Origin of the sequence: Rhodococcus sp. DK176 (assembly GCF_038447315.2) — a bacterium.
GTDB classification, from domain to species: domain Bacteria; phylum Actinomycetota; class Actinomycetes; order Mycobacteriales; family Mycobacteriaceae; genus Rhodococcus_F; species Rhodococcus_F jostii_A.
Genome location: NZ_CP118321.2, coordinates 1,457,832 through 1,483,256, shown reverse-complemented (window position 1 = coordinate 1,483,256; position 25,425 = coordinate 1,457,832). Strand labels below are relative to the sequence as shown.

General features: G+C 67.4%; 25 protein-coding genes and 2 tRNA genes. 18 read left to right on the top strand and 9 right to left on the bottom strand.

Going from position 1 to position 25,425, the window contains the following annotated elements:
• Positions 1-20 precede the first annotated feature (20 nt).
• Positions 21-281 carry a hypothetical protein gene (locus PSR88_RS07025; protein ID WP_009474087.1) on the top strand — a complete coding sequence of 87 codons (261 nt, stop codon included), beginning with the start codon at positions 21-23 and terminating at the stop codon, positions 279-281.
• On the top strand, positions 268-747 hold the full coding sequence (locus tag PSR88_RS07020) for a DUF5130 family protein (protein WP_005264322.1): 480 nt from the start codon (positions 268-270) through the stop codon (positions 745-747). Before PSR88_RS07025 ends, PSR88_RS07020 begins: the two co-directional genes overlap by 14 nt.
• Positions 748-820: 73 nt before the next feature.
• Here PSR88_RS07020 and PSR88_RS07015 read toward each other — a convergent pair whose 3' ends face one another.
• Complete coding sequence (locus PSR88_RS07015; RefSeq protein WP_237723740.1) at positions 821-976, bottom strand: hypothetical protein; 156 nt, start codon at positions 974-976, stop codon at positions 821-823.
• Positions 977-988: 12 nt separating this feature from the next.
• Here PSR88_RS07015 and PSR88_RS07010 point away from each other — a divergent pair, with 12 nt between their 5' ends.
• Positions 989-1,465, top strand: coding sequence for a helix-turn-helix domain-containing protein (locus tag PSR88_RS07010; protein ID WP_083852999.1), 477 nt, complete (start codon positions 989-991; stop codon positions 1,463-1,465).
• A 37-nt stretch (positions 1,466-1,502) separates the two neighbouring features.
• On the top strand, positions 1,503-2,729 hold the full coding sequence (dinB, locus tag PSR88_RS07005) for a DNA polymerase IV (RefSeq protein ID WP_016879921.1): 1,227 nt from the start codon (positions 1,503-1,505) through the stop codon (positions 2,727-2,729).
• Between the two features lie 21 nt (positions 2,730-2,750).
• On the opposite strand, the gene pepN is transcribed toward dinB, so the two are convergent.
• Together pepN and PSR88_RS06995 are read right to left on the bottom strand one after the other, a co-directional pair.
• Positions 2,751-5,354, bottom strand: coding sequence for an aminopeptidase N (gene pepN, locus PSR88_RS07000; RefSeq protein ID WP_016879922.1), 2,604 nt, complete (start codon positions 5,352-5,354; stop codon positions 2,751-2,753).
• Positions 5,355-5,426: 72 nt separating this feature from the next.
• Positions 5,427-6,662, bottom strand: coding sequence for an NAD(P)/FAD-dependent oxidoreductase (locus PSR88_RS06995; protein WP_016879923.1), 1,236 nt, complete (start codon positions 6,660-6,662; stop codon positions 5,427-5,429).
• Between the two features lie 100 nt (positions 6,663-6,762).
• On the opposite strand from PSR88_RS06995, the gene PSR88_RS06990 reads away from it, so the two are divergent.
• Entirely contained in the window at positions 6,763-7,419 is a 657-nt protein-coding gene (locus tag PSR88_RS06990) for a DsbA family protein (protein ID WP_009474081.1), read from the top strand.
• Between the two features lie 24 nt (positions 7,420-7,443).
• Here the strand turns inward: PSR88_RS06990 and PSR88_RS06985 are convergent, their stop codons facing one another.
• Positions 7,444-8,418: a M48 family metallopeptidase gene (locus PSR88_RS06985; RefSeq protein WP_011594414.1), complete on the bottom strand. Its 975-nt coding sequence runs from the start codon at positions 8,416-8,418 to the stop codon at positions 7,444-7,446.
• A gap of 67 nt (positions 8,419-8,485) precedes the next feature.
• Here PSR88_RS06985 and PSR88_RS06980 point away from each other — a divergent pair, with 67 nt between their 5' ends.
• Positions 8,486-8,959, top strand: coding sequence for a ribose-5-phosphate isomerase (locus tag PSR88_RS06980; RefSeq protein WP_011594413.1), 474 nt, complete (start codon positions 8,486-8,488; stop codon positions 8,957-8,959).
• A gap of 6 nt (positions 8,960-8,965) precedes the next feature.
• Complete coding sequence (locus tag PSR88_RS06975; RefSeq protein ID WP_009474079.1) at positions 8,966-9,763, top strand: Fpg/Nei family DNA glycosylase; 798 nt, start codon at positions 8,966-8,968, stop codon at positions 9,761-9,763.
• 7 nt (positions 9,764-9,770) lie between these two features.
• On the opposite strand, the gene PSR88_RS06970 is transcribed toward PSR88_RS06975, so the two are convergent.
• Positions 9,771-10,589 carry a hypothetical protein gene (locus PSR88_RS06970; RefSeq protein ID WP_009474078.1) on the bottom strand — a complete coding sequence of 273 codons (819 nt, stop codon included), beginning with the start codon at positions 10,587-10,589 and terminating at the stop codon, positions 9,771-9,773.
• Between the two features lie 253 nt (positions 10,590-10,842).
• A tRNA-Gly gene (locus PSR88_RS06965) sits at positions 10,843-10,916 on the bottom strand.
• Between the two features lie 139 nt (positions 10,917-11,055).
• Here PSR88_RS06965 and PSR88_RS06960 point away from each other — a divergent pair.
• The 8 genes from PSR88_RS06960 to PSR88_RS06925 all read left to right on the top strand — a co-directional run bounded on the left by PSR88_RS06960 (position 11,056) and on the right by PSR88_RS06925 (position 19,079).
• A tRNA-Pro gene (locus tag PSR88_RS06960) sits at positions 11,056-11,132 on the top strand.
• Positions 11,133-11,192: 60 nt separating this feature from the next.
• A complete protein-coding gene (gene tig / locus PSR88_RS06955) occupies positions 11,193-12,587 on the top strand; it encodes a trigger factor (protein WP_011594412.1) in 1,395 nt (464 codons plus the stop codon).
• Positions 12,588-12,771: 184 nt separating this feature from the next.
• Positions 12,772-13,359, top strand: a complete 588-nt coding sequence (locus PSR88_RS06950; RefSeq protein WP_011594411.1) for an ATP-dependent Clp protease proteolytic subunit — start codon at positions 12,772-12,774, stop codon at positions 13,357-13,359.
• Positions 13,360-13,407: 48 nt separating this feature from the next.
• Positions 13,408-14,070: an ATP-dependent Clp protease proteolytic subunit gene (locus tag PSR88_RS06945; protein WP_009474075.1), complete on the top strand. Its 663-nt coding sequence runs from the start codon at positions 13,408-13,410 to the stop codon at positions 14,068-14,070.
• 240 nt (positions 14,071-14,310) lie between these two features.
• Entirely contained in the window at positions 14,311-15,591 is a 1,281-nt protein-coding gene (gene clpX / locus PSR88_RS06940; protein ID WP_005248181.1) for an ATP-dependent Clp protease ATP-binding subunit ClpX, read from the top strand.
• A 68-nt stretch (positions 15,592-15,659) separates the two neighbouring features.
• Positions 15,660-16,100: a type II 3-dehydroquinate dehydratase gene (gene aroQ, locus PSR88_RS06935; protein WP_005248177.1), complete on the top strand. Its 441-nt coding sequence runs from the start codon at positions 15,660-15,662 to the stop codon at positions 16,098-16,100.
• A 7-nt stretch (positions 16,101-16,107) separates the two neighbouring features.
• Positions 16,108-18,042, top strand: coding sequence for a sugar phosphate isomerase/epimerase and 4-hydroxyphenylpyruvate domain-containing protein (locus PSR88_RS06930; RefSeq protein WP_016879924.1), 1,935 nt, complete (start codon positions 16,108-16,110; stop codon positions 18,040-18,042).
• Between the two features lie 260 nt (positions 18,043-18,302).
• On the top strand, positions 18,303-19,079 hold the full coding sequence (locus PSR88_RS06925) for a M23 family metallopeptidase (protein WP_011594408.1): 777 nt from the start codon (positions 18,303-18,305) through the stop codon (positions 19,077-19,079).
• A 16-nt stretch (positions 19,080-19,095) separates the two neighbouring features.
• On the opposite strand, the gene PSR88_RS06920 is transcribed toward PSR88_RS06925, so the two are convergent.
• Entirely contained in the window at positions 19,096-20,109 is a 1,014-nt protein-coding gene (locus PSR88_RS06920; protein ID WP_011594407.1) for a LacI family DNA-binding transcriptional regulator, read from the bottom strand.
• Between the two features lie 72 nt (positions 20,110-20,181).
• Between PSR88_RS06920 and PSR88_RS06915 the strand changes: the two genes are divergently transcribed.
• Together PSR88_RS06915 and PSR88_RS06910 are read left to right on the top strand one after the other, a co-directional pair.
• Positions 20,182-21,369 carry a phytanoyl-CoA dioxygenase family protein gene (locus PSR88_RS06915; protein ID WP_016879925.1) on the top strand — a complete coding sequence of 396 codons (1,188 nt, stop codon included), beginning with the start codon at positions 20,182-20,184 and terminating at the stop codon, positions 21,367-21,369.
• Positions 21,370-21,439: 70 nt separating this feature from the next.
• Entirely contained in the window at positions 21,440-22,306 is an 867-nt protein-coding gene (locus PSR88_RS06910) for a sugar phosphate isomerase/epimerase family protein (protein WP_016879926.1), read from the top strand.
• Positions 22,307-22,346: 40 nt separating this feature from the next.
• Here the strand turns inward: PSR88_RS06910 and PSR88_RS06905 are convergent, their stop codons facing one another.
• A complete protein-coding gene (locus tag PSR88_RS06905; RefSeq protein ID WP_011594404.1) occupies positions 22,347-23,399 on the bottom strand; it encodes a LacI family DNA-binding transcriptional regulator in 1,053 nt (350 codons plus the stop codon).
• 236 nt (positions 23,400-23,635) lie between these two features.
• Here PSR88_RS06905 and PSR88_RS06900 point away from each other — a divergent pair, with 236 nt between their 5' ends.
• Complete coding sequence (locus PSR88_RS06900; protein ID WP_009474066.1) at positions 23,636-25,105, top strand: sugar porter family MFS transporter; 1,470 nt, start codon at positions 23,636-23,638, stop codon at positions 25,103-25,105.
• A gap of 10 nt (positions 25,106-25,115) precedes the next feature.
• Here the strand turns inward: PSR88_RS06900 and PSR88_RS06895 are convergent, their stop codons facing one another.
• Positions 25,116-25,262, bottom strand: coding sequence for a hypothetical protein (locus PSR88_RS06895; RefSeq protein WP_016879929.1), 147 nt, complete (start codon positions 25,260-25,262; stop codon positions 25,116-25,118).
• Positions 25,263-25,425 lie beyond the last annotated feature (163 nt).

Sequence of the window (25,425 nt, the reverse complement as noted above, 5' to 3'; positions counted from 1 at the left end):
TCTGGGCTACCGTTTGCGTTGTGAGCATTCTCGAGACAGTGCTGATATTCGTAGGAATTCCGGCGTTGATCACCGCCTTCTTCGCGGGGATGTCGTTCGTCGGCAAGAAGACGCCGGGCCCCGTGCCGCCCGCGTTCCACCTCGGTGAGGAATGGACGCACGCGCCGGTGCTGTGGAGCGCCGTCGACGAGGTGACCACGCACGGTCATCACGGCGGACACCACGGCGTGCACGCCGGTTCGGCAGACCTGATTGGAGGCTCGGCAAGTGGCAAGTGGTGACCTGATTCCCGCGTCCGCGGTATCCGCGGACAATCTCCCTGTCGGCAGCGTCGTGACCTCCAGCGGTCGCATCTCGGGCGTGCACCGTGTCGGTGAGCCGTTCACCGACGACCTGCCGTTCACGACGGACGAACTCGTCCGCCTCGACGATGCCCTCACCGAAGGCACCCGCAAGACGAAGGTGCGCTTCAACGCGTACATCGGCGACCTCGGCGCCGACACCGCAGCCGGCGCCGACGCGCTGTTCCCGACGACGCCCGAGGCGGAACGGTCCGTGCTCATCGCGGTCTCGCCCAACCAGCGGACGGTCGAGATCCGCAGCGGCCGGGCCGTGGCCAACCGGGTCACCGACCGGGTCGCCCAGCTCGGTGCCACCGCCGCCGTATCGTCGTTCGGCGACGGCGACCTCATCGACGGTCTCGTGAGTGCCATCCGCGTGATGAGCGCGGCAATCGCCTCGCCGTAAACCTGCACAGATCAGCGTCCGCGCGGCCCGATCCCGGCTCAGTCCTCCTGAACCGGATCGGGCCGTCGGTGTCTCACCGGATGTCGATGACGCGGTCAGCCCTGTCGAGGGTCCGCCGGACGGCGCCGATGCCGAGTTCCATCATCTGCGCGGTCCGGTCCGCGAGACTCGCGGGCAGGATGTCCGCGATCCAGACGAACACGGTCGCGCAGTTGCCGTCTTCGCTCACCTGGGCGGACGCATGGTGATGCCGGTAGGGGCCGTCGACGATCGACCAGGCCAGTCGGCGCGCGTCCACTTCGCCCTCGCCGAGGAGATCGTCCGGCTCGTCGCGGTCGCCGCGCTCGCCGCGTCACGGGGGCCGTCGGTTTCACGCCGGCGCGGCGGCCTTCCGGACGACGTAATAGCGGCCGCCGCCCGTGCGGCGGTCCTCGACGACGAGCCCGGCTCGGACGGTCTGATACCGCTCGCCGAGCGGTTCGGGGTGTCACCGTTCGCGCTCAGTCGCGCGTTCAGCGCCGTCATGTGTGTGTCGCTCACCAGGTACCGCAACAGGGGTCTGGTCGGGCGGGCGCTCGAGCGGATCGAGAACGGCGACCGGGACCTCGCCGGCCTCGCGGCCGACCTGGGTTTCTCGGATCAGGCGCACATGACCAGGACCATCCGCGCCCAACTCGGCGAGACACCCACCGCACTGCGAATGCTGTTGTCGGTCTGAACGACCCTCGACTTCTGTCGGTGGTCGATGCGAACATATGTTCGTGTCCGATTCGCCGCGCCCGCGCATCTCGAGTGGCGCCGAGGCGACCATCCTGCACGCCGACCTCGATGCGTTCTACGCCTCGGTGGAGCAGCGGGACGACCCCGGTCTGCGGGGTCGTCCGGTGATCGTCGGCGGCGGCGTCGTGCTGGCCGCGAGCTACGAGGCGAAGGCGTACGGGGTGCGCACGGCCAGCAGCGGCGCGCAGGCGCTGCGCCTGTGCCCGCACGCCCTCGTGGTGCGGCCACGGATGTCGGCGTATGCGGCCGCGAGCAAGGCGGTGTTCGAGGTCTTCGGCCGGACCACGCCCCTGGTCGAGGGACTGTCCATCGACGAGGCCTTCCTCGACGTCGCCGGTCTCCGCAAGATCGCGGGCACGCCGGTCGACATCGCGGCACGCCTGCGCCGCGACGTGCGCGAGCAGGTGGGGCTGCCGATCACCGTCGGCGTCGCGAGAACGAAGTTCCTCGCCAAGGTCGCCAGCGCGGTGGGCAAACCCGACGGACTGTTGCACGTGCCGCCGGACCGCGAGATCGAGTTCCTCCATCCGCTGCCGGTCGAACGGCTGTGGGGAGTCGGCGCGGTGACGTCGGTCAAGCTCCGCGACGCCGGGATCGCCACCGTCGGCCAGCTCGCCCACTATCCCGAAGAGCTGCTCGTCTCCATCGTCGGACCCGCGGCGGGCCACCACCTCCACGCGCTCGCCTGGGCACGCGACCCGCGGCCCGTGCAGGTGGGGCGCAGGCGGAGATCCGTCGGCGCGCAGCACGCCCTGGGGCGCAGACCGAAGTCGAGGGAGGACGTGGACGCCGCCCTGGTGACGTTGGTCGACCGGGTGGCGGGCAGGCTGCGCCGCGGCGAGCGGGTGGGGCGCACGGTGGTGCTCCGGCTGCGGTTCGACGACTTCACCCGGGTCACGCGTTCGCACACTCTCGCGCAGCCGTCGGCTCAGACACAGACGATCCTCACCACGGCCCGGGGCCTGCTGAGCACCGCGTGGCCGATGATCGAATCCAAGGGCATCACCCTGGTGGGGATCGCGGTGGCCAACCTCGAGGACGACTGCCCGCAACAGCTCGCGCTGCCGTTCGACCCGTACACGAGCAGTTCCCTCGACAGCACACTCGACAGCCTCCGCGACCGCTTCGGCTCCTCGGCGGTCACCCGCGCGGTGCTGCTGGGCCGGGACCAGGGTGTGAGCGTGCCGATCCTGCCGGACTAGGCCGGCAGGATCGGCCACCGATCAGCTCGCGTCGAACTTCCGGGCCGCCAGCGACCGGACGATCCCGGCCCGGCCCTCGACCACCAGGCGGCGCAGAGCCGGCGGATGGTCGCCGGCCAGGAACTCGTCGGCTGCCGCCACGGACTCCTCGCTGATCGACCACGACGGGTACAGACCCACCACGACGGTCTGCGCGACCTCGCTCGACCGCCGCTCCCACACCGCGGGGATGTCCGCGAAATAGCGGGCCACGTACGGTGCGAGGATCTCGGACTGCCCGTGACCGGCGAAGGCGCCGATGATCGAGCGGGCGGTGATGTTCGGCACGGAATCGTCGCCGACCACCCGGTTCCAGGCCTGTTCCTTCACCGCGGCCTGCGGGCGGACGGTGGCCGCCGCGGCGGCGTTGCGGGCGCCTGCCGCGGTGGGATCGCGTTCGGCTTCGGCGTCGATGAACGGCGTCTCGATGCCCTCGGCGTCGATCTCACCGGCCCCGGCGAGCGCGGTGACGAGACGCCAGCGCAGGTCCGTGTCGACGACGAGGCCCGGCAGCCCGACCGTTTCGGGTGCGGCGTCGAGCAGTTCCTGCAGCACCTCGGTGTGCCATGCCGACAGCTGCGCGCCCGCCAGCGCGTTGACGAACGCCAGCTGGTGATCCGAACCAGGCTCGGCTTCCCGCGCCAGTTCCAGGAGCCGGTTCGCGAAGTCCGGCCAGCCGTGTTCTTTGGACCACTCGGGTTCGGCGTAGCTGTGCAGCGCGGTCTGGGCCTGCATCAGCAGTCGCTGGACGACACCGACCTCGGTTTCGGCGCCGATGCCGCGCTGCACGAGGGCGACGAAGTCCCGCGCCTTGAGTTCGGCCTGACGCGTCATCTCCCAGGCCGCCGACCACACCAGGGTGCGGGGGAGAGGCTCGTCGATGTCGCCGATGCGGTCGATGGCGGTGGCGAGCGAGTCGGGATCGAGCCGCAGCGAGCAGTACGTGAGGTCGTCGTCGTTGACGAGGATCAGCTGCCCGCGTTCGACACCGACGAGTTCGGTGACGTCGGTGCGTTCGGTGGCGTCGAGGTCGAGTTCCACCCGCTTCGTGCGCACGAGCTTGCCGTCCCGGTCGTCGTATACGCCGACCGCGATGCGGTGCACCCGTCGCTCACCGGCACCGGGTGCTGCGCCGGACTGCAGGACGGCGAACCGGGTGAACTTGCCGTCCGCGTCGACGTCGAATTCGGGACGCAGGATGTTGAGCCCGGTGGTCTTGAGCCACTGGGCTCCCCAGTCGGACAGGTCGCGGCCCGAGGACTTCTCGAGTGCACCGAGGAGGTCGTCGAACGTGGCGTTGTCGAAGGCGTGGTCGCGGAAGTAGTCCCGCAGGCCGGACAGGAAGGGGTCTAGCCCGACGTACGCGACGAGCTGCTTGAGGACGGAGGCGCCCTTCGCGTACGTGATGCCGTCGAAGTTCACCTCGACCGCGGCGAGGTCGGGGATGTCGGCGGCGATGGGGTGGGTGGACGGCAGCTGATCCTGCCGGTACGCCCAGGACTTTTCGACGTTGGCGAACGTGGTCCAGGCGTTGGTGTATTCGGTGGCCTCGCTCTGGCAGAGCACGGAGGCGAACGTCGCGAAGGACTCGTTGAGCCACAGGTCGTCCCACCAGCGCATGGTGACGAGGTCGCCGAACCACATGTGCGCCATCTCGTGCAGCACGGTCTCGGCGCGCCGCTCGTACGACGCCCGCGTCACCTTGGACCGGAAGACGTAATCCTCGAGGAACGTGACGGCGCCTGCGTTCTCCATTGCGCCCGCATTGAATTCGGGAACGAACAGCTGGTCGTACTTCCCGAACGCGTAGGGGGTGCCGAAGTTGCGGTGGTAGAACGCGAAGCCCTGCTTGGTTTCCGTGAACAGGCGCTCGGAGTCCATGTGTTTCCCGAGCGAGGCGCGGCAGTAGATCGCGAGGGGAATGTCGCCGTGCTCGTCGGAGTAGTTGTCGGTCCACTCCGCGTACGGGCCGGCGATGAGCGCGACGAGGTAGGTGCTCATCTTCGGCGTGGTGCGGAAGATGTGACGGCCGGGTTCCGCCGCCACCGTCTCGACGGTCGCGGAGTTGGAGATCACCTTCCAGTCGGCGGGGGACGTGACGTGCACGTCGAATGTCGCCTTCAGGTCGGGCTGGTCGAAGCAGGCGAACATGCGCTTGGCGTCGGCGGTCTCGAACTGCGAGTACAGGTACACCGCGTCGTCGGTCGGGTCCACGAAGCGGTGCAGCCCTTCACCGGTGTGCGAGTACGCGCAGTCGGCCTCGACCACCAGCTCGTTGCGTTCCGCGAGACCGGTGAGCGTGATGCCGGTGGACTCGTCGTAATCCGAGACGTCGACGGGCGAGCCGTTCAAGGTCGCCGAATGCACACGGGCCGCGACGATGTCGACGAACGTGGACGCGCCGGGGGTGGCCCCGAACGTGACGGTGGTGCGAGAAGAAAACGTCTCGACTCCGGGCTGAATTGTCGTCTCGACTCCGGGCTGACCTGTCCCGTCGGTGAGGTCGAGTTCGATCAGATAGTTGTCGACGGTCAGCAGTCGGGCTCGTTCGGCTGCCTGTTCGCGGGTCAGGTTGGGTGGGGCCACAGAGGTCTCCTCGTGATCGGCGGCGATGCTCGTACTCGATGCTGCCATCCCATCACGAGTGGGCCGGGGGTGTTAACCGGACAGGTCGGTCAACGGCACCTCGGGGTCGGCCAGGCGGTCGGGATCGACCGGGGCGGACGAGGACACCAGTTGCTTGATCTGATCGGTGACATCCCAGATGTTGACGTTCATGCCGGCGAGGACGTGATTGTCCGCGTCGAGCCAGAAGGCCACGAATTCGCGTGCGGCGAAATCGCCACGCACGACCACCCGGTCGTACGAATCGTGCGGGGCGTACCCCACGTACTCCATGCCCAGATCGAACTGGTCGGTGAAGAAGTAGGGCAGGTTCCCGTATTCGGCTGCGTGCCCGAGCATGGTGGCGGCGGCCACGGCCGGCTGGTTGAGTGCGTTCGCCCAGTGCTCGACCCGGATTCGGGTGCCGAGCTGCGGATGCCACTGCGCGGCGATGTCGCCCACCGCGACGACGTCGGGGTCGCTGGTCTGCAACCCGGCGTCGACGAGAACGCCGCCGTCGACGTCGAGTCCGGCCCGTTCCGCGATCTCGATGTTGGGTGCCGCGCCGACGGCGACGAGGACGGCGTCGGCGGGAAGGACGGTGCCGTCGCTCAGCCGAACCCCGGTGGCCTTGCCGTCGTCGACGACGATCTCCTCGACCGTGGCGCCGAGGTGCAGTTGAACACCGTGCTCGCGGTGGAGTTCGGCGAAGACCGAGCCGATCTCGGGGCCGAGGGAGCCGAGCAGGGGAACTTCGGCGGCCTCCACCACCGTCACGTCGACGCCCTTCTCCCGTGCGGAGGCACCCACCTCGAGGCCGATCCAGCCGGCGCCGATCACCACGAGCCGCCCGCCGCCGGCGACCGCGTCGATCAGGCTGTCCGATTCGTCGATGGTGCGGAGGTAATGGACGCCCTCGGCGTCGGAGCCGGAGATCGGTGGGCGGCGTGAGCGTGAACCGGTGGCGAGGGCGAGCTTGTCATAGCCCAGCGTGGAACCGTCCGGCAGCGTCACGGTATGGGCGGTGAGGTCGAGGGCGGTGGCGGTGGTGCCGAGCCGCAGGTCCACGTGATGGTCGCGGTACCAGTCGCCGTGATGGACGGTGAAGTCGCCGAGAGCCTTCTTGCCTGCGAAGTGTTCCTTCGACAGCGGAGGTCGCTCGTAGGGAAGGTGTTCCTCCTCCGACAGGAGGATGATCGAACCGTCGAAATCCTTGTCACGCAATGCTTCTGCCGTTTTCGCTCCGGCGAGGCCGCCGCCGACGACGACGAACGTGCGAGTGGAGGACATGTGAGGATGCTCCCTTCCGGTCGACCACTGTCGACCCTACTGCCGCGAGCGGGGTCTCCGGGAAGGATTCCCGGCAGGGAGGTGTTGACTGGACGGGAATGTGTACATCACCGAGAAGGAGCATCACGTGAGTGCTGGGACGAACGCCGGGACCGCCAGGGACGTCGCTGATTTCTGGTTCGACCCACTGTGCCCGTGGTGCTGGATCACCTCGCGATGGATCCTCGAGGCCACGCAGGTTCGCGACCTGCAGGCGAACTTCCATGTGATGAGCCTGGCCGTTCTCAACGAAGGCCGGGATCTGCCGGAGGAATACCGCGAGCTCATGACCAAGGCGTGGGGCCCGGTTCGGGTGCTGATCGCGGCCGCGCAGAAGCACGGTGACGAGATCCTGCTGCCGCTGTACACCGCGATGGGCACGCTCATCCACAACGAGGGCAACAAGGACTTCGGCGACGTGATCGTCAAGTCGCTCGCCGAGGTCGGCCTGCCGGCCGAACTGGCCGAGGCCGCCGAATCGGAGGAGTACGACACCGCACTGCGCGAGAGTCACGCCGCCGGCATGGACGCCGTCGGACCGGACGTCGGAACCCCGACGATCCACGTCAACGGCGTCGCGTTCTTCGGCCCGGTCCTGTCGCGGATTCCCCGCGGCGAGGATGCGGGCAAGGTGTGGGACGGTGCGGTCGCACTGGCCGGCTACCCGCACTTCTTCGAGCTCAAGCGCACCCGGACCGAGGACCCTCAGTTCGACTGAGCCCAGCCCCGATCCTGGGCACGGTCACCGAGTGACGGGCCCGGCCGGGTCGGCCGCGTACTGCAGTTGCTGCGGATCGCGGTAGATCTGGCCGGGTTTCACGAACAGGTGACCGTGCCGGGTCCTGTTCCGCAGGGCGGCGGCACGCCAGGTGAGCACCGGATGTCCCGACAGCAGATTCACGAACCACGGGAAGAACCCGCGTTCGGTGGTGGCCCGGTCGGCGAGTTCGTCGAATCCGACGATGCTCACAAGATATTTGCCGGCGCCGAGAACGCCCATCGCGCCGCGGGCGCCCGCAGGACGGACGCAGTAACCGTGGTTGTCCGCGGTGTATTCCATCGAACGGAACAGCGCCGACCCGACGACGGGAATGTAGTTGGCGGCGAACTGTCCCAGTTGCCGCCAGTAGGAGGCGTGACCGGCCGCGATGTGGCCGACCTCGTGGCCGATGATGAAGGCGAGGGCGTCGGGCTCGCGGGCCTCGCCGCCGATCTCGAACAGGTCGCTGTACACCACGACGAAGCGGCGGAAGCCGTGTCCGGATGCGAACGCGTTGATCCGGCCGTTCCCGAGCACGACGTATGCGTCGGGCGGCTCGGTCATCCCGAACCGTGCGGCCGCTTCGGCCACCATCCGGTACCCGTCGGGGAACTGGGTGGGCGTCATCTTGATCCCGTTCACCTGCTGCGAGCCGTAGAGCTGGCCGCGGCCGACGGCGATGAGGATCGGCGCGACCAGCACGATGAGCACCCACGTCGACACCACGCCGAGGAAGAGCGCCGCGATCGACGCCACGTAGGCGACGACGGTGAGAACGATCGCCACCACGAGCAGCGGGATCTCCCACGAGTGCCGGGCGGGCCGGTCGTTCGGCATGAGGCCCGGCAACGGGACCGGAGGATTCCATCCCGTCCCGCCACCCCACTGGTGCTGCGCGGGGACCGGCCGATGTCCCGGATACGCCTGTCCCCAGTTCTGTCCGTTGTCGGGATACATGCTGATCACGATAAGCGTCCCGGGCCCCTGACACGATTCGCGACGACGCCTGACAGAATCACCAGTCATGCGCGTATACCTGGGTGCCGACCATGCCGGATTCGAACGTAAGAACGAGATCATCGAACACCTGACGGCCGCGGGCCACGAGACCGTCGACTGCGGCGCTCACGTCTACGACGCCCTCGACGACTACCCCGCCTTCTGCATCGAGACGGCCCGTCGTGTCGTCGCCGACGAGGGCAGCCTCGGCATCGTGCTGGGCGGCAGCGGCAATGGTGAGCAGATCGCCGCGAACAAGGTGAAGGGTGCGCGATGTGCCTTGGCGTGGAGCGTCGAGACCGCGCAGCTGGCCCGCCAGCACAACAACGCTCAGCTGATCGGCCTCGGCGGGCGCATGCACTCCCTCGAGGAGTCCCTCGCGATCGTGGACGCCTTCCTCGCCGCCGAGTGGTCGAACGAGGAGCGCCACCAGCGCCGCATCGACATCTTGTCCGAGTTCGAGAAGACCGGCGTCGCCCCCGCCCTGCCCGAGGCCTGATCGCCCTTGCCCGAAGGTCACACCCTGCACCGGCTGGCCCGGCTACACCAACGCCGGTTCGCCGGTGCGCCGGTGCGGGTGCTGAGCCCGCAGGGCCGATTTTCCGAGGACGCGGCGCTCGTCGACGGCCGCGTTCTCGTCAAGTCCGAGGCCTGGGGTAAACACCTGTGGCATCACTACGAGTCCGGATTGGTCGTGCACGTCCACCTGGGACTGTACGGAGCGTTCACGGAATCGGCCGTTCCGATGGAACCGCCGGTCGGGCAGGTCAGGATGCGGATGGTCGGCGCCGAATTCGGCACCGACCTCCGCGGTCCGACGGCCTGTGAGGTCCTCCATCCGCCGCAGGTCGCCGCCATCGAGGCGCGGCTGGGGCCGGACCCGCTCCGCAAGGACGCCGACCCCGACAAGGCGTGGAAACGCATCTCGGCGTCGAAGACCCCGATCGGGGCACTGCTGATGGATCAGGCCGTGATCGCCGGCATCGGCAACGTGTACCGGGCGGAGGTCCTGTTCCGGCACGGCATCAACCCCGACAGGCCCGGTCGAGCGCTGTCCCGTGACGAGTGGGACGCGCTGTGGGCCGACCTCGTCGCCCTGATGAAGGTCGGGGTCCGCCGCGGCAAGATGCACGTCGTCCGCCCCGAGGACGATCACGGCGATCCGGCGTATGCCAAGGACCGTCCCCGGACGTACGTCTACAGGCGGGCGGGATCACCGTGCCGGATCTGCGGCACCCCGGTCACCCACTCGGTCATGAAGGGCCGCAACCTCTTCTGGTGCCCGAGCTGCCAGCCCTCCTGACGGCCGGCTAGAAGTCGAACCCACCACCGAAGTCGAATCCGCCGCCGTCTCCGCCGCCTCCGAAGTCGAATCCGCCGCCGTCGCCACCGGCGTCCCCGCCCATGTCGCCGCCGCCGTCTGCGCCTGCGTCACCGCCGTCGCCGCCGCCGTCCGCGCCCGCGTCACCGGTGTCCTGGGACGCGTCGCCCGCTCCGCTCTCGAAGCCCTGTGCGTCGTACCCCACTCCGGCCATGCCGGAGAACATCGCCGAGAACAGGAACATCGAGCCCAGGCCCCACGCGCCTGCGACGAGAGCGGGCTTCCACCACGGCTCCGAGTACCAGCCGGCGGGAACCGGGCGTCCTGCGACGCGGCCGCCGGGGTAGTAGTTCGGTGTCTTCGACGACGGGTTCGGCGACGCCGCGACCTGCCGCCCCTCGAACTCGACCTCACGGTCCTCGGTGACAGCTCCCGCGGACTTCTGGCCGTCGATCGACGGAATCTCCGGGCCGGGGTCCATGCCCATGGCCGTGCGGGCGGCGCGGATGTAGTAGAGACCCTCGAGCGCCGTCTGCTTGGCGAGACGCGCCTGGACGGGCGTCGTGGCCTGATCGATCTGGGAGCCCGCCGCGGTGTACCGCTCGGACGCGTCGGCGAGTGCCTGCTGCGAGGCGGTGTCGGACCCGGTGAGGCTGTACACCTGTCCGCCGAGCCGTTCGATTGCCTGGCGAGCGTCCGCCTTGGCGTCCTCGAGCTGGTTCGCGGTCTGCCCGGCGCGGTTGTTGCGGCTCCTCACCACCAGGAAGGCGACCGCCGCCACGATCACGAGAATGAGTAGCAGTTCCACGGTGGGCCTCCGGAGTTCTCGCGGACCGCCGGCTGCGGGGCTGCAACATCCACGAGTAGGGGACAAATCGGACATCTCCCAGAGTACTGACCGAAATCGTGGTTACGCGCTCGGCGAACGGGGGAGCGGGCCCCAGACGACAGGTGCGGGCGCGTCTGGTGCGCCTGTGACGCATGTCATAGCGGCAGAGATGTCCGCGACCGCCTGTGCGCGACAAAAAAGGAGCGTTCCCTGGGGTGGGAACGCTCCTGTGTGGAGGGGATGACGGGAATCGAACCCGCGTAATCAGTTTGGAAGACTGAGGCTCTACCATTGAGCTACATCCCCGTGCATACGACAACCTGGGATCGCCATGCATGTCGTCTGCGATGAGTGACTGTACCCAACCTCGCTTTGGATTTCATAATCGGGGGGCCGTAGGATTCTTCCTCGGGTCCTCGCGAAGTTGGCGAGAGCCGGCTTCGACCGGGGTGTAGCGCAGCTTGGTAGCGCATCCGCTTTGGGAGCGGAGGGTCGCAGGTTCAAATCCTGTCACCCCGACCAGAACCACAGGGCAGGCAACTGCCGCACAGAAAAAGCACGACCACACGAAGGAGCCAGTCCGTGAAGAGCACCGTCGAGCAGCTCAGCCCGACGCGAGTCCGTATCAACGTTGAGGTGCCCTTCGAGGAGCTCAAGCCTGATTTCGACAAGGCCTACAAGGCCCTCGCGCAACAGATCCGTCTCCCCGGCTTCCGTCCGGGCAAGGCACCGGCCAAGTTGCTCGAAGCTCGTGTCGGTCGTGGCGCAGTCCTGGAGCAGGTCGTCAACGACGCACTCCCGTCCCGCTACTCCGAGGCCGTCACCAGCGCCTCGGTGAAGGCGATCGGTCAGCCCGAGATCGAGATCACGAAGATCGAGGACGGCGAGCTCCTCGAGTTCACCGCCGAGGTCGACGTCCGCCCCGAGATCACGCTGCCCGACTACAGCGAGCTGAGCGTCACCGTCGATCCGATCGAGATCACCGACGAGGCCGTCGAGGAGCAGCTGCTGTCGCTGCGTCAGCGCTTCGGCACCCTGACCGGCGTCGAGCGTGCGGTCGAGGACGGAGACTTCATCTCCATCGACCTGTCGGCCACCGTCGACGGTGAGGCCGTTCCCGAGGCCACCGCGAGCGGTCTGTCGCACGAGGTCGGTTCGGGTCAGCTCATCGAGGGCCTCGACGAGGCCGTCGTCGGCGTCAAGGCCGGCGAGTCCAAGGAGTTCACCTCGACGCTGGTCGCCGGTGACCACGCAGGCAAGGAAGCTGTCGTCACCGTCACCGTCGGCACCGTCAAGGAGCGCGAGCTCCCTGCCGAGGACGACGAGTTCGCTCAGCTGGCAAGCGAGTTCGACACCCTCGACGAGCTGAAGGCCGACCTGCGTGAGCGCGTCGCACGCGTTCGCAAGGTCGAGCAGGCCGGTCAGATCCGCGACAAGGTCCTCGAGACCCTCCTCGAGACCGTCGAGGTCCCGCTGCCCGAGGCCGTCGTCAAGGCCGAGGTCGACGCTGCACTCCACGACGCCGTGCACGGTCTCGATCACGACGAGGAAGCGCTGAACAAGCTCCTCGAGGAGCAGGGCACGAGCCGCGAAGAGTTCGACAAGGACGCCAAGGAGAGCGCCGAGCGCTCGGTGAAGACCCAGCTGCTGCTGGACGCCATCGCCGACGCCTCCGACGTCACCGTCGGCCAGGACGAGCTCACCGAGCGCATCCTGTTCCAGGCACAGCGCTACGGCATGGCGCCCGAGCAGTTCATCCAGCAGATCCAGCAGGCCGGTCAGCTCGGCGCCGTCTTCGCGGACGTGCGTCGCGGCAAGGCTCTCGCCGGTGTCGTCGAGCAGGCCACCGTCACCGACACCTCGGGTGCCGCTGTCGACACCGCCGAACTGTTCGGCAACGGTGAGGCCGAGACCGAGGAGGCTGCGTCCACGGACGAGGCTGCGTCGGATTCCACCGAGAGCGAAGACCAGAAGTAATGCTGGTCGCGGGATGTTTTTCTCGCGTTCGGCGGTGAGTTGTTTTCCGCTTTGAGCGAAGTAGGGCGGCACCGGGACTCCGGTGCCGCCCTCCTTCGTTAGTGTCTGTGTCAGCAATCAACGATTTACGGAGAAGGCAGGTACCGTGACTTCCAATCACCTGGAGACTTTGCAGAGTCCCGCCATGACTTCAGCCACCGCTGGGTTGAACCTCAGCGACTCGGTGTACGAACGCCTGCTGCGCGAGCGCATCATCTTCCTCGGTACCCAGGTCGACGACGACATCGCCAACAAGCTGTGCGCTCAGATTCTGCTGCTGTCGGCAGAGGATCCCAGCCGGGACATCTCCCTCTACATCAACTCGCCCGGCGGTTCGGTCAGCGCCGGCATGGCGATCTTCGACACGATGCAGTTCGCCGAGTGCGACGTCGCGACGTTCGGAATGGGTCTGGCCGCGTCGATGGGCCAGTTCCTGCTCTCCGCGGGGGCCAAGGGCAAGCGCTACGCCCTCCCGCACGCGCGGATCATGATGCACCAGCCGTCCGCCGGAATCGGGGGTACCGCCAGTGACATCGCGATCATGGCCGAGCAGTTCGCGCACACCAAGCGTGAAATGGCCGAGCTGATCGCCGAGCACACCGGTCAGACGGTCGAGCAGATCACCGCCGATTCGGATCGTGACCGCTGGTTCACCGCACAGCAGGCTCTCGAATACGGTTTCGTCGACCACGTCGTCTCCCGCGCGGCGCAGGCGGGCGGGACCGGGCAGTAGCAGCCCGGCTTCCTCACTGACCGCTCCCATACATCCCTTGGAGAACTGATGACCAACCTGTTCGATCCCCGCAGCCTGGGAGGCCAGGCGCCCGCAGGCCCCCAGTCGCGTTACATCCTGCCGTCGTTCATCGAGCACTCGAGCTACGGCGTCAAGGAGTCCAACCCGTACAACAAGCTGTTCGAGGAGCGCATCATCTTCCTCGGCGTGCAGGTGGACGATGCCTCGGCCAACGACGTGATGGCTCAGCTGCTCGTTCTCGAGTCGCTGGACCCCGATCGCGACATCACCATGTACATCAACTCGCCGGGTGGCTCGTTCACCTCACTGATGGCGATCTACGACACCATGCAGTACGTGCGCGCCGACATCACGACGGTGTGCCTCGGCCAGGCGGCCTCGGCCGCCGCGGTGCTGCTGGCGGCCGGTAGCCCCGGCAAGCGTCTCGCCCTGCCGAACGCTCGTGTCCTCATCCACCAGCCCGCCACCGGCGGCATCCAGGGTCAGGTCTCCGACCTCGAGATCCAGGCCGCCGAGATCGAGCGGATGCGTCGCCTGATGGAGACCACCCTCGCGAAGCACACCGGCAAGGACGCCGCCGTGATCCGCAAGGACACCGATCGCGACAAGATCCTCACGGCCGCCGAGGCCAAGGAATACGGAATCATCGACGACGTGCTCGAGTACCGCAAACTCAGCGCCCAGAAGTGATTTCCTGCCGCCCCGGCTCGGGCGACACGCCGTTACGGCGCGGTTACCGCGAGCCGGGTGCGGGATCGGCAAGGCTGGCTTTCCCGGAAGATCGGTGCGCGAATCACCGACAACCAGTCGACCTCGCTCGCGATCTGCGGGTACGGTCACATAACGGGCTTTCGTTTTCGGTCGGTGCGCGCACAGCGTGGGATCGGTTCGATGGTTGCACGCAGACGAAGGAAGTAGGGACCTGACGAGATGGCACGCATCGGTGACGGCGGGGATCTGCTCAAGTGCTCTTTCTGCGGTAAGAGCCAGAAGCAGGTCAAGAAGCTCATTGCTGGGCCTGGGGTGTACATCTGCGACGAGTGCATCGACCTATGCAACGAGATCATCGAAGAGGAGCTGGCCGAGTCCAGCGAGGTGAAACTCGACGAGCTGCCGAAGCCGGCCGAGATCCGGGATTTCCTCGAGAACTACGTGATCGGCCAGGATGCCGCCAAGCGGACTCTCGCCGTTGCGGTCTACAACCACTACAAGCGCATCCAGGCCGGTGACAAGGGCCGTGACGCGCGCGGCGAGACGGTCGAGCTGGCGAAGTCGAACATTCTCATGCTCGGTCCCACGGGCTGCGGCAAGACGTATCTGGCTCAGACGCTGGCGAAGATGCTCAACGTCCCGTTCGCGATCGCCGATGCGACGGCGCTCACCGAAGCCGGGTACGTCGGTGAGGACGTCGAGAACATCCTCCTCAAGCTGATCCAGGCCGCCGACTACGACGTCAAGCGCGCCGAGACCGGCATCATCTACATCGACGAGGTCGACAAGATCGCCCGCAAGAGCGAGAACCCGTCGATCACGCGGGACGTGTCCGGCGAGGGTGTGCAGCAGGCCTTGCTGAAGATCCTCGAGGGCACGCAGGCCAGCGTGCCGCCGCAGGGCGGTCGCAAGCACCCGCATCAGGAGTTCATCCAGATCGACACGACGAACGTCCTGTTCATCGTGGCGGGCGCGTTCGCCGGCCTCGAGCGGATCGTGTCCGATCGCGTGGGCAAGCGCGGCATCGGTTTCGGTGCGGAGGTGCGGTCCAAGGCGGAGATCGACACGCAGGACCACTTCGCGGAGGTCATGCCGGAAGACCTGATCAAGTTCGGGCTCATCCCCGAGTTCATCGGTCGTCTTCCCGTCGTGGCGTCGGTGACGAACCTCGACAAGGAATCGCTCGTCCAGATCCTGTCCGAGCCGAAGAACGCGCTGGTCAAGCAGTACAACCGGTTGTTCGACATGGACGGCGTGGAGCTGGAGTTCACCACGGACGCGCTCGAGGCCATCGCCGACCAGGCGATCCTGCGCGGCACCGGTGCTCGTGGACTGCGCGCGATCATGGAGGAAGTTCTGCTGCCGGTCATGTACGACATCCCGAGCCGTGACGACGTCGAGAAGGTCGTGGTCAGCGCCGAGACGGTCAACGACAACGTGCTTCCGACCATCGTTCCGCGCAAGCCGGAGCGGGGAGAACGCCGAGACAAGTCCGCCTAGGTGGGAGCGCGCTGTATCCTGGGTGCGAACTAACTCACTAGTTCGTACAAATGGAGGTATAGCGCGCGATGACCGCTCCCGGACCGATCTTTGTTCTCAACGGCCCCAACCTGAACCTGCTGGGGCAACGGCAGCCCGAGGTGTACGGGCGGGAGACGCTCGACGACGTCGTCGAGTTGTGCCGCACGGCCGCCGCGAAAGCCGGACGTGAGATCGTCGCGCGGCAGTCCAACCACGAGGGCCATCTGATCGACTGGGTGCACGAGGCCCGGACCACGGCGTCGGGCGTCGTGATCAACCCCGGCGGGTTCACGCACACGTCGGTGGCGCTGCGCGACGCCCTGGTGACGCTCGAGGTGCCGCTCGTCGAGGTGCATATCAGCAACGTGCACGCCCGCGAGGAGTTCCGGCACCACTCGTACGTGTCCGGAGTCGCGACGGGTGTGATCGCCGGGCTCGGCATTCTCGGCTATGCGCTGGCCGTCGACTTCATCTGCAACAAGGGCTGACGCCACCATGGGACGACAGGTTCGTACGAGCGTTGCCACGGTATCCCTGAGCGGATCGCTGGAGGAGAAGGTCACCGCGATCGCGGCAGCCGGGTTCGACGGATTCGAGGTTTTCGAACCCGATTTCGTGAGCTCGCCGTGGTCGCCGCGTGAGCTGGCTTCCCGCGCAGCGGATCTCGGGCTCACCCTCGATCTGTATCAGCCGTTCCGGGATCTGGACTCCGTGGACGAGGCGACGTTCGCGCGCAACCTGATCCGAGCCGAGCGCAAGTTCGACATCATGGAGCAGCTCGGCTGCGACACCCTGCTGGTGTGCTCCTCGCCGTTGCCCGAGGCGGTGCGCGACGACGCCCGCCTGACCGAGCAACTCCACACTCTCGCCGAGCGCGCACACAGCCGGGGACTCCGCATCGCGTACGAGGCGCTGGCCTGGGGCACGCATGTCAATACGTACCGGCACGCGTGGAAGATCGTGCAGGACGCGGATCATCCTGCCCTCGGTACGTGCCTCGACAGCTTCCACATCCTCTCCCGCGGCGACGACCCGTCCGGCATCCGCGACATCCCGGGGGAGAAGATCTTCTTCCTCCAGCTCGCCGACGCGCCCCGGATGTCGATGGACATCCTGCAGTGGAGCCGGCACCACCGGAACTTCCCGGGGCAGGGCAACTTCGATCTCGCGACGTTCGGCGCGCACGTTCAGGCCGCCGGATACAGCGGACCGTGGTCGCTCGAGATCTTCAACGACACGTTCCGGCAGTCGTCGACAGGCCGCACCGCCGCCGACGCTCACCGCTCGCTGCTGTACCTCCAGGAGGAGGTCGCACGCGTGCAGGCCGAGCACGGTGAGGACACCGGTCGCGGTCTGGCCCTGTTCGAGCCGCCGCCGCGCGCACCCCTCGAAGGCATCGTGTCGCTCCGGCTCGCGGCCGGTCCCGGCAAGGATTCCGACCTTCGGCAGGCGCTGCAGCACATCGGATTCCGTCTGGTTGGCCGCCACCGCAGCCACGACCTCCAGCTGTGGCGGCACGGCCGGATGACCATCGTGGTCGACGCGACCGCGGGCACCGTGTGGACCGCTCCGGGTCTGCCTGCGCACCTGCCGGTGCTCACCCAGATCGGTATCCGGTCGAGCGATCCCGATGCGTGGGGTGAGCGCGCCGCGGCGCTCGAGGTCCCGGTGCACGAGGTCCTGTTGCCCGGTGTGGACACGGCCCCCGAATCCGATGTGGTGCGTCTGAAGATCACCGATGCGACGTCGCTGGATCTGCGCGGCCCGGGCAGTGCCGCCTCGTGGCAGTCGGCGTTCGACCTGTATCCGACGGAGTCGCGCTGGCAGGACGAGGTGCCCGTGTTCACGGGAGTCGATCACGTGGCGCTCGCCGTGCCGTCCGACAACTGGGACGGCATCATGCTGCTGCTCCGTTCGGTGTTCGCGATGGCGCCGCACGAGGGTCTCGACGTCACCGACGCGGTCGGCATGATGCGCAGTCAGGCCCTGACGATGGACCAGACGGGTGCCGACGGCATCGACCGTCCGCTGCGCATCTCCCTGAACATGGTTCCGGGTGCGGTGTCGGGGAACTCCCACATCGCCGCGGCCCGGCGCGGCGGCATCAGCCACGTCGCGTTCTCGTGCACGGACATTTTCACCGCCGCCGCGACCATGCAGTCCAACGGGTTCGACCCCCTCGTGATCTCGCCGAACTACTACGACGATCTCGAGGCCCGCTTCGGACTCTCCCGCGAACTCCTGGACCGGATGAGCGGGTCCGGCATCATGTACGACGCCGATGCCCATGGCGAGTTCTTCCACCTGTTCACCCAGACGGTGGGCGCCGACCTGTTCTTCGAGGTGGTGCAACGCGTCGGCGGCTACGAGGGATACGGGGACGCGAACTCCGCGATGCGTTTGGCGGCGCAGCTGCGGGCTGCCGGTTGAGCGGCCGATTCGGAGGTCACGGAGCCCGCGGTCCCGACCGCGGGCTCCGTGACGTCGGACACTTCTGACGCGTGACCACTGTCGTCGATGTGCTCTCACGGGGTGCATGTGACTGATGAGGCCGGAAAATCCGGCGCGAGTCGATAGAGTGCTGCACATTCGTCAATGAGGCGCGCTGGATTCAGCCTGATCCGTACTAACCTGTGTCGAAACCGTGACCGTTTCGTTATCGATCACGAACTTGACAGAGGAATGTGGTTTTGGCTCTACACCCGAACACCGTCCCGCACACCCGCCGCACCCGGCGCCTCCGTTCGACGACGACCTCCCGCCGACGGCTGGTGGCGACCTCACTGGCGGCCGCTGCTCTGCTCGCATCCGGGGGCATCGCCTCCGCCGCGACCGGTGAGGTTGCGCAGGCGTCGACCGAGACGGGCGTGTCTCTCTCGACACCGCCCCAGTTCCTGCAGGTCACGCGCCCGGTGCCCGTCGACTACGCCGAGCAACTCCAGCGCGCCGCCCAGCGTGAAGTCGAGCGGCTCGCGTTCGAGAAGGCCGAGGTCGAGCGGCTGGCTCGCGAGGCCGCAGAACAGGCTGCCCGCGCGGCTGCGGCCGCGGAAGCGGCACGTCGACCCGCTGTGCTGGTCCCGGCCGACGGCACGTTCACCTCGGGCTTCGGTCCGCGGTGGGGCACCAACCACAACGGCATCGACATCGCCAACTCCATCGGCACCCCGATCAAGGCCGTCACCAACGGCACCGTGATCGAGTCCGGTCCCGCCTCGGGATTCGGGTTGTGGGTCCGCATCCAGCAGGACGACGGCACCACCGGCGTGTACGGCCACATCGACCAGTCATTGGTGTCGGTCGGGCAGCAGGTCCGGGCCGGCGACCAGATCGCCACCATGGGCAACCGGGGTCAGTCGACCGGACCGCACCTGCACTACGAGGTGTGGGCGGTCAACGGAACCAAGATGGATCCGGCGGGCTGGTTCCAGTCCCGCGGCGTGCCTGTCCCCCAGGGGCAGGGCAGCTAGGCGCTGATCCACGCCGTCACGGCTGGTTGTACGGGGTGACCACCCGGATGGGGGACGCGGCCGTCGTGACACCGCCGAGCGCGCCCCGCGCCTGCAGCAACATGCGGCACGCCAGGTGGGCGTCGGCCCGGAGATCGTGGTGCAGCACGGCGGAGAGCGTGCCGGCTCGCAGCAGCCGTGTGTTGTCCTCGTCGAGGTCGTGGGCGATGAACACGCGGCAGGTGCGGCTGGTCCGTTCGAATGCGCGGGCCGTGGCCACGTTGCCGCCGCCGATCGAGTAGACGGCCGCGATGTCCGGGTTATGTTCGAGCGCCCGGAGCACGAGGCTCTCGATGGTCGCGTCGAGTCCGTCGCTCTCCGCGATGTCGATCACCGCACGGTCGGTGCCGAAACTTCGCAGTGCGGCGCGGAACCCCATCTCCCGTTCCTCCTCTCCACGGAAGGCATTGCTGCTCAGCGTGATCAGGACGGCGGACGACAGGTCGCCGAGCCACTGGTCGACGAGGTAGGCGGCGGTCGCCCCCGCGGCCCGGTTGTCGATCCCGACGTAGCCGGCCCGCGAGCTGCCCGGGACGTCGGTGGCATAGGTGATCACCGGTATCCCCGCCGCGGTGAGCCGGTCGATGGCCTCGACGACCTCGACGGAGTCGGGCGCCTTCACGATCACGCCCTGCGTGCCGCGGGCTGCGATCCGATCGAGAGTCTCGACCATCGCCGGTGTCGAGCCGGTTTCCCGGAAATGGAACCGTGACCGCACGACGGCGGGGGCGAGAGCGGGCAGTTCCGCCTCCACGGCCGCACGGAATGCGGTGGTGAAGCGTTCGGGTGATTGCATGACGACGTCGACGAGGAACTTGCGCCCACTCAGCTTCAACTGGGTGCGTTGTTTGTCGAGATCGTGGATTGCCTGCTGCACTTCCGCTCTCGTCGATTCCCGTACTCCGGGGCGTTCGTGGAGCACGCGGTCGACGGTAGCCTCGCTCAATCCCGACTGCTGGGCGATCTCACGGATCTTGTAGCGGTGCTTCACAGCCGCCTCCTGAGGTGAAAATGATGGATTTCTGCTGTTGTTTGCCACTCACATCACGGCAAGACTATCCCCATGACCATCACGACTCCTCCGCCGACCGGCCGGCGTGACTGGATCCGCGACTCCGACTGCGACCTCGACGCGTTTCGCGCCTCCGTGGATCGCTCGACGAACCTCGCCGACTACCCGTTCGCTCAGTCCGTGGAACAGAACGTCCTGTTGTACCGCAGTGACGTGCTGATGCCCCACCTCGACGACGCGCAGTCCCGCCGCGCCGTGCAGACCGAACTGGGGCGCGCGCTCACGGACGGTCCCGGAATCGTGGTGTTCCAGAATGCCTTCAGTGATCTCGCGGTCCTTGACCGCGCCACCGAACAATTCGACCTCCTCATCGCGCAGCAACACGCGTCGGGTGGTGTGGTGGGTGACCACTTCGGCAAGGCGGGCGCCAACGACCGCATCTGGAACGCAGCGCAGAAGCTGGCTCTCGGCGCTCCGGACGTGTTCGCCGAGTACTACGCCAACGACATTCTCGCGCTGATCTGCCAGAGCTGGCTGGGCCCGCTGTATCAGGTGACGTCGCAGGTCAACGTGGTCAACCCCGGTGGTGCCGCGCAGGTGCCGCATCGGGACTACCACCTGGGCATCGTGCCCCGGCACGAACTGGCGGATTATCCGGCGCATCTGCATCGGATGTCGGCCACGTTGACACTGCAGGGGGCGGTGGCGCACTGCGACATGCCCGTCGAGAGCGGGCCCACCCTGTATCTGCCGTACTCGCAACTGTTCGAGGCGGGATACCTGGCGTTCTCCCTGCCGGAGTTCGTCGAGTTCTTCCGCGACAGTCATGTTCAGCTGCCTCTGCGGAAGGGCGACGCGGTGTTCTTCAACCCGGCGCTCTACCACGGCGCAGGCCACAACCGTTCGCACGCGATCCGGCGGTCGGCCAATCTGCTCCAGATCTCGTCGCCGTTCGGCCGGGCGATGGAGGTGCTGGACCGGGAGGCCATGGCGAACGCCGTATACCCGACCCTGCTGGCACTGCAGAGTGCCGGGGCGAGCGAGCGCACCCTCCGCAATGCCGTCGTCGCGACGGCCGAGTGCTACCCGTTCCCCACCAACCTCGACCAGGATCAACCGGTGCACAGTCTCGCGCCGGCCACTCAGGTGGACACGGTCTGGGAAGCGTTGCGGGAGAACGCCGATCCGGCGGTGCTCGCGGAACGTCTGGCCGCACAGACCACCCGGCGACAGCCGTGAGCGGGATTCCCGACACGGCCCCACTGTCACTGCAACAGCACCGACCGGTGCGATGGGATGAAATAGGACGATGACGATTCGACTTGCAGGTGCGCCCATTTCGTGGGGAGTGTGTGAGGTGGAGGGCTGGGGTCACCAGCTCGACCCCGACCGGGTGCTCACCGAGATGCGTGACGCCGGCCTGGCTGCCACCGAACTGGGTCCGGACGGATTCCTCCCCTCGGATCCGCGCGAGCTGACGGACACCCTCGCCCGGTACGACCTGACGGCGGTCGGGGGATTCGTTCCTGTGCTGCTCCACGATCCGGATCACGACGCCGTCGCTGCGGTTGGCGGGGCGATCGATTCACTCGTCGCGTCGGGGTCGGAGGTGATGGTTCTGGCGGCGGTCACGGGAGCCGTCGGTTACGATTCGCGACCGGAACTCGACGACTCGGGATGGAAGACGTTGTTGCGCAACCTCGACCGGCTGTCGTCGGCCGCCGCCGACCGGGGACTCCGGGCGGTGATCCACCCCCACGTGGGGACGATGATCGAGAACCGTGCCGAGGTGGACCGCATCCTGGACGGCTCGTCGATCCCGCTGTGCCTGGACACCGGACACCTGCTGATCGGTGGCACCGACCCCCTCGACCTCGTCACCACCGCCCCCGAGCGGATCGCCCACGCGCACCTGAAGGACGTCGATGCGGCGCTTCTCGCGCGGGTCCGGGCGGGCGAACTCACCTACACCGAGGCCGTCGCGCAAGGGATGTACACGCCACTGGGCACCGGAGACGTGGATATCGCCGGGGTGGTCGAGCGGCTGCAGAATCAGGGTTATGACGGCTGGTACGTCCTCGAACAGGACACCATCCTCGCGTCGGAACCGGAGGACGAAGGCCCCGTGCGCGACGTCGTCCGGAGCGTCGAATACCTGAGGAGCATCACGCAGTGAGTCCGTTGCCTCTGCGCTGAACGGCTGCAGCGGGACGCGGCTACGACCGGGCCGGACCGGTCGTGCCGCGCACCACCAGATGGGGGTCGATCACGAAATCTTGCGGGCCGAGGTCGTCGTTCTCGAGCCGGCCGATGGCGAACTGCACGGCGTGCCGCGCCAGACCCTCCGTGTCCTGCCGCACGGTGGTGAGGTCGATCTGCGACAACTGGGCAAGGTGGCTGTCGTCGTACCCGACGATCGAGATGTCGCCGGGCACGTCGACGTGGGCGCGGGTGAACACGTCCATCAGACCGATGGCGCAGCGGTCGTTGCCGGCGAGCACGGCGGTCGGCAGGCGGTCTTCGGCCAGCAGAGTGTTTGCGGCGGCGACACCTGCCGCTTCGCTGTGCTGACCGGGAATGACGCGGATGTGGTCGGAGAGGTCGTGCCTGCGCATCGCGGCGAGGTACGCGCGACGCCGCTCGGGTGACCCCGGGTCCGCGCCGCCGTCGACGTGCACGATCTCGCGATGCCCGAGTTCGACCAGGTGGTCGACGGACTGCCGGATGCCCTTGGCGTCCGCCGTCCGCACGGTGTCGACGGCGGTGTGGGGGAGTGCGCGGCCGACGACGGTGACGACGGCACGGTCCGCGAGCGTGCGCAGATAGTCCACCTCGGAGAGCGGGCCGAGCAGGATCAGGCCCTCGCAGCGGTGGCTGAGGAGGGCTTCGATCGCCTTGTGTTCGTCCCGGGTGGGTGCGCTCGCGGAGAGCAGCACCTCGTATCCGGCGGCCTCGGCCTCCGCGTAGACGGTTCCGATCAGGTCGGCCTGGAAGGTCTGATGGACGTCGATGAGCACGCCGAGGGTGCGGCTGCGGCCGCGCGCGAGCATGCGGGCGGCCCGGTCGAGACGGTAACCGAGGTCGTCTGCAGCCTGGAGGACGCGGTCCCGGGTTTCGTCGGACGCTCCGGGCTTGTTGCTGAAGATCAGTGACACCAGGGTGCGCGACACCCCGGCCCGCGTCGCGACATCGGCCATCGTGGGGCGTCGGTGCAGGCCGGCCGGTAGCCGCTCCGCACCGTCGTGCGCGGCGGCTCGATCGTCGAGCATCTCGATCTCCCTCGGTTCTGTCGTCAGGGACATTCTCCCGCAGCGAGATCTCTGCCCTTGACACCCTCTGTGATTCACATCATAGTAGGTAACTGAAGCGCGTTAGTGAAGCGCTTCAGTCCAGGAGAGAACGCCCCTTCGGCTGCATCGAGCCGAGCACACTCGGGCGGTATCGACACGTGAACCGATCTTCCGTGTCGCGATGCGTGAGCATTCCCCAGAAAGGCCAACACCTGATGTCGACAACCCACTCGGCTGCCAGTGCCCGCGGAAGCGGCGGCGCTGCGCGCAACGAGCGCAGTCACAAACGCTTCCTGACCAAGCTCACCGTCATCTCCACGCTCGGGGGCCTGCTGTTCGGCTACGACACCGGTGTGATCTCCGGTGCGCTGCTCTACATGAAGGATGAGCTGAACCTCAGCGCCGTCGGCGAAGCAACCGTCGTGAGCTCGCTGCTCTTCCCGGGTGCCGCCGTCGGTGCGCTGCTGGGAGGCCGACTGTCGGACGCTCTCGGCCGCAAGCGCACACTCCTCGTCTGCGCGGGTCTGTTCCTCATCGGCGCACTCGGGTGTGCGATGGCCCCCAACGTGGAGATCATGGTGCTGGCGCGGATCGTCCTCGGTCTCGGTGTGGGCGCCGCCGCCGTCACCTGCCCGCTCTACCTGGCCGAGATGGCGCCGGTCGAGCGTCGCGGGCGGATGGTGACCATCAACGAACTGATGATCGTCACCGGTCAGATGCTCGCCTTCTCGATCAACGCGCTACTCGATCACCTCATCGAGGACCCGACGGTGTGGCGGTACATGCTGGCCATCGCCTCGGTGCCCGCGGTTCTGCTGCTGCTCGGCATGCTCGCGCTCCCGGATTCACCGCGTTGGTACGCGTCCAAGGGCCGGCTCGCCGAGACCCGCAGCACGCTCGAGCTGAGCCGCAGCGAGTCGGAGGCCGCAGTCGAGTACGCCAGCATCAGCCTCCACGCCGCCCGCGACCGGAACTCGAAGGTCAGTGGCGCCGTCCACTATCTGCGCGACTACCCGTGGATGCGCCGGATCCTCTGGATCGGCTGCGGTTTGGCCATCGTGCAGCAGGCGACGGGCATCAACACGGTCAACTACTATGCCCCGACGATCCTGGAACAGAGCGGGTTGGGCGTGAGCGCGTCCCTGGTGGCCACCATCGCGGTCGGTGTCACGTCTGTGGTCATGACGATTCTCGGAATCATCTTGCTGGGCTTCGTGAATCGTCGCAAGATGCTGCTGACCGGCTTCATCGGTGTGGCCTCCTCGCAGGCCGCGTTGTCGCTGGTGTTCCTGCTGCCCTCGTCCACGGGGCGCAGCTACATCATCCTCGCCGCGATGATGGTGTTCGTCGCCTTCGTGCAGTGCTTCATCGGAACCTGCGTGTGGTTGCTGCTCTCGGAGATCTTCCCGATGGCCATCCGCGGGTTCGCCATGGGCATCGCGGTCTTCGTGCTCTGGACGACGAACGCCTTGATCTCGTTCGTCTTCCCGATCCTGAACTCCGTCCTCGGGTCCACCGGAACGTTCGGCCTGTTCGTCCTCGTCAACCTGATATCGGTGTACTTCGTGTACCGCTTCGTCCCGGAAACCAAGGGGCGCAGCCTCGAAGAGCTGGAGGACCGCCTCGGCGCAGGCAGGCCCGACGCGTCGGCTGCGGGAAGCACCGCCGCCGTCGCCGCCCACTGATCGCACGCTCTCACGTACCGGTGCCGCCGCCTTCGGGTGGTGGTGCCGGTGCGTGGTGGTGTGTGGCCAGCCTCCCGTGCAGTTCGTTCGGATACACCTCGTCCTGCTGGTCGTGGGAGCGCTCGGTGAGCAGTCGGAGGGCACGGGAGCGCTGCACCCCGCGGATGTGGTTGTGGGTGAGTTCGATTGCTGCCCCTTCGGGTTCGGTTCGGATGAGATCGCCGCGCGGGCGTGGTCCATTCGAGGTTCCCTCCGCCGGTCCGGCGGACGGTCCAGGAGCCGTCGGTTTTCAGCCGGTGGTGACGTCGGCACAGGCACGC

Coding starts and splice junctions, on each gene's coding strand:
- PSR88_RS07010 (WP_083852999.1), top strand. CDS start 989: ATGGTGATGCCGGTAGGGGCCGTCGACGATCGACCAGGCCAGTCGGCG.
- PSR88_RS06995 (WP_016879923.1), bottom strand. CDS start 6,662: ATGTCCTCCACTCGCACGTTCGTCGTCGTCGGCGGCGGCCTCGCCGGA.
- PSR88_RS06915 (WP_016879925.1), top strand. CDS start 20,182: ATGACCATCACGACTCCTCCGCCGACCGGCCGGCGTGACTGGATCCGC.
- PSR88_RS06905 (WP_011594404.1), bottom strand. CDS start 23,399: ATGCTCGACGATCGAGCCGCCGCGCACGACGGTGCGGAGCGGCTACCG.
- PSR88_RS06900 (WP_009474066.1), top strand. CDS start 23,636: ATGTCGACAACCCACTCGGCTGCCAGTGCCCGCGGAAGCGGCGGCGCT.
- PSR88_RS06930 (WP_016879924.1), top strand. CDS start 16,108: ATGGGACGACAGGTTCGTACGAGCGTTGCCACGGTATCCCTGAGCGGA.
- PSR88_RS06985 (WP_011594414.1), bottom strand. CDS start 8,418: ATGTATCCCGACAACGGACAGAACTGGGGACAGGCGTATCCGGGACAT.
- PSR88_RS06980 (WP_011594413.1), top strand. CDS start 8,486: ATGCGCGTATACCTGGGTGCCGACCATGCCGGATTCGAACGTAAGAAC.
- PSR88_RS06945 (WP_009474075.1), top strand. CDS start 13,408: ATGACCAACCTGTTCGATCCCCGCAGCCTGGGAGGCCAGGCGCCCGCA.
- dinB (WP_016879921.1), top strand. CDS start 1,503: ATGTTCGTGTCCGATTCGCCGCGCCCGCGCATCTCGAGTGGCGCCGAG.
- PSR88_RS06950 (WP_011594411.1), top strand. CDS start 12,772: ATGACTTCAGCCACCGCTGGGTTGAACCTCAGCGACTCGGTGTACGAA.
- PSR88_RS06910 (WP_016879926.1), top strand. CDS start 21,440: ATGACGATTCGACTTGCAGGTGCGCCCATTTCGTGGGGAGTGTGTGAG.
- clpX (WP_005248181.1), top strand. CDS start 14,311: ATGGCACGCATCGGTGACGGCGGGGATCTGCTCAAGTGCTCTTTCTGC.
- aroQ (WP_005248177.1), top strand. CDS start 15,660: ATGACCGCTCCCGGACCGATCTTTGTTCTCAACGGCCCCAACCTGAAC.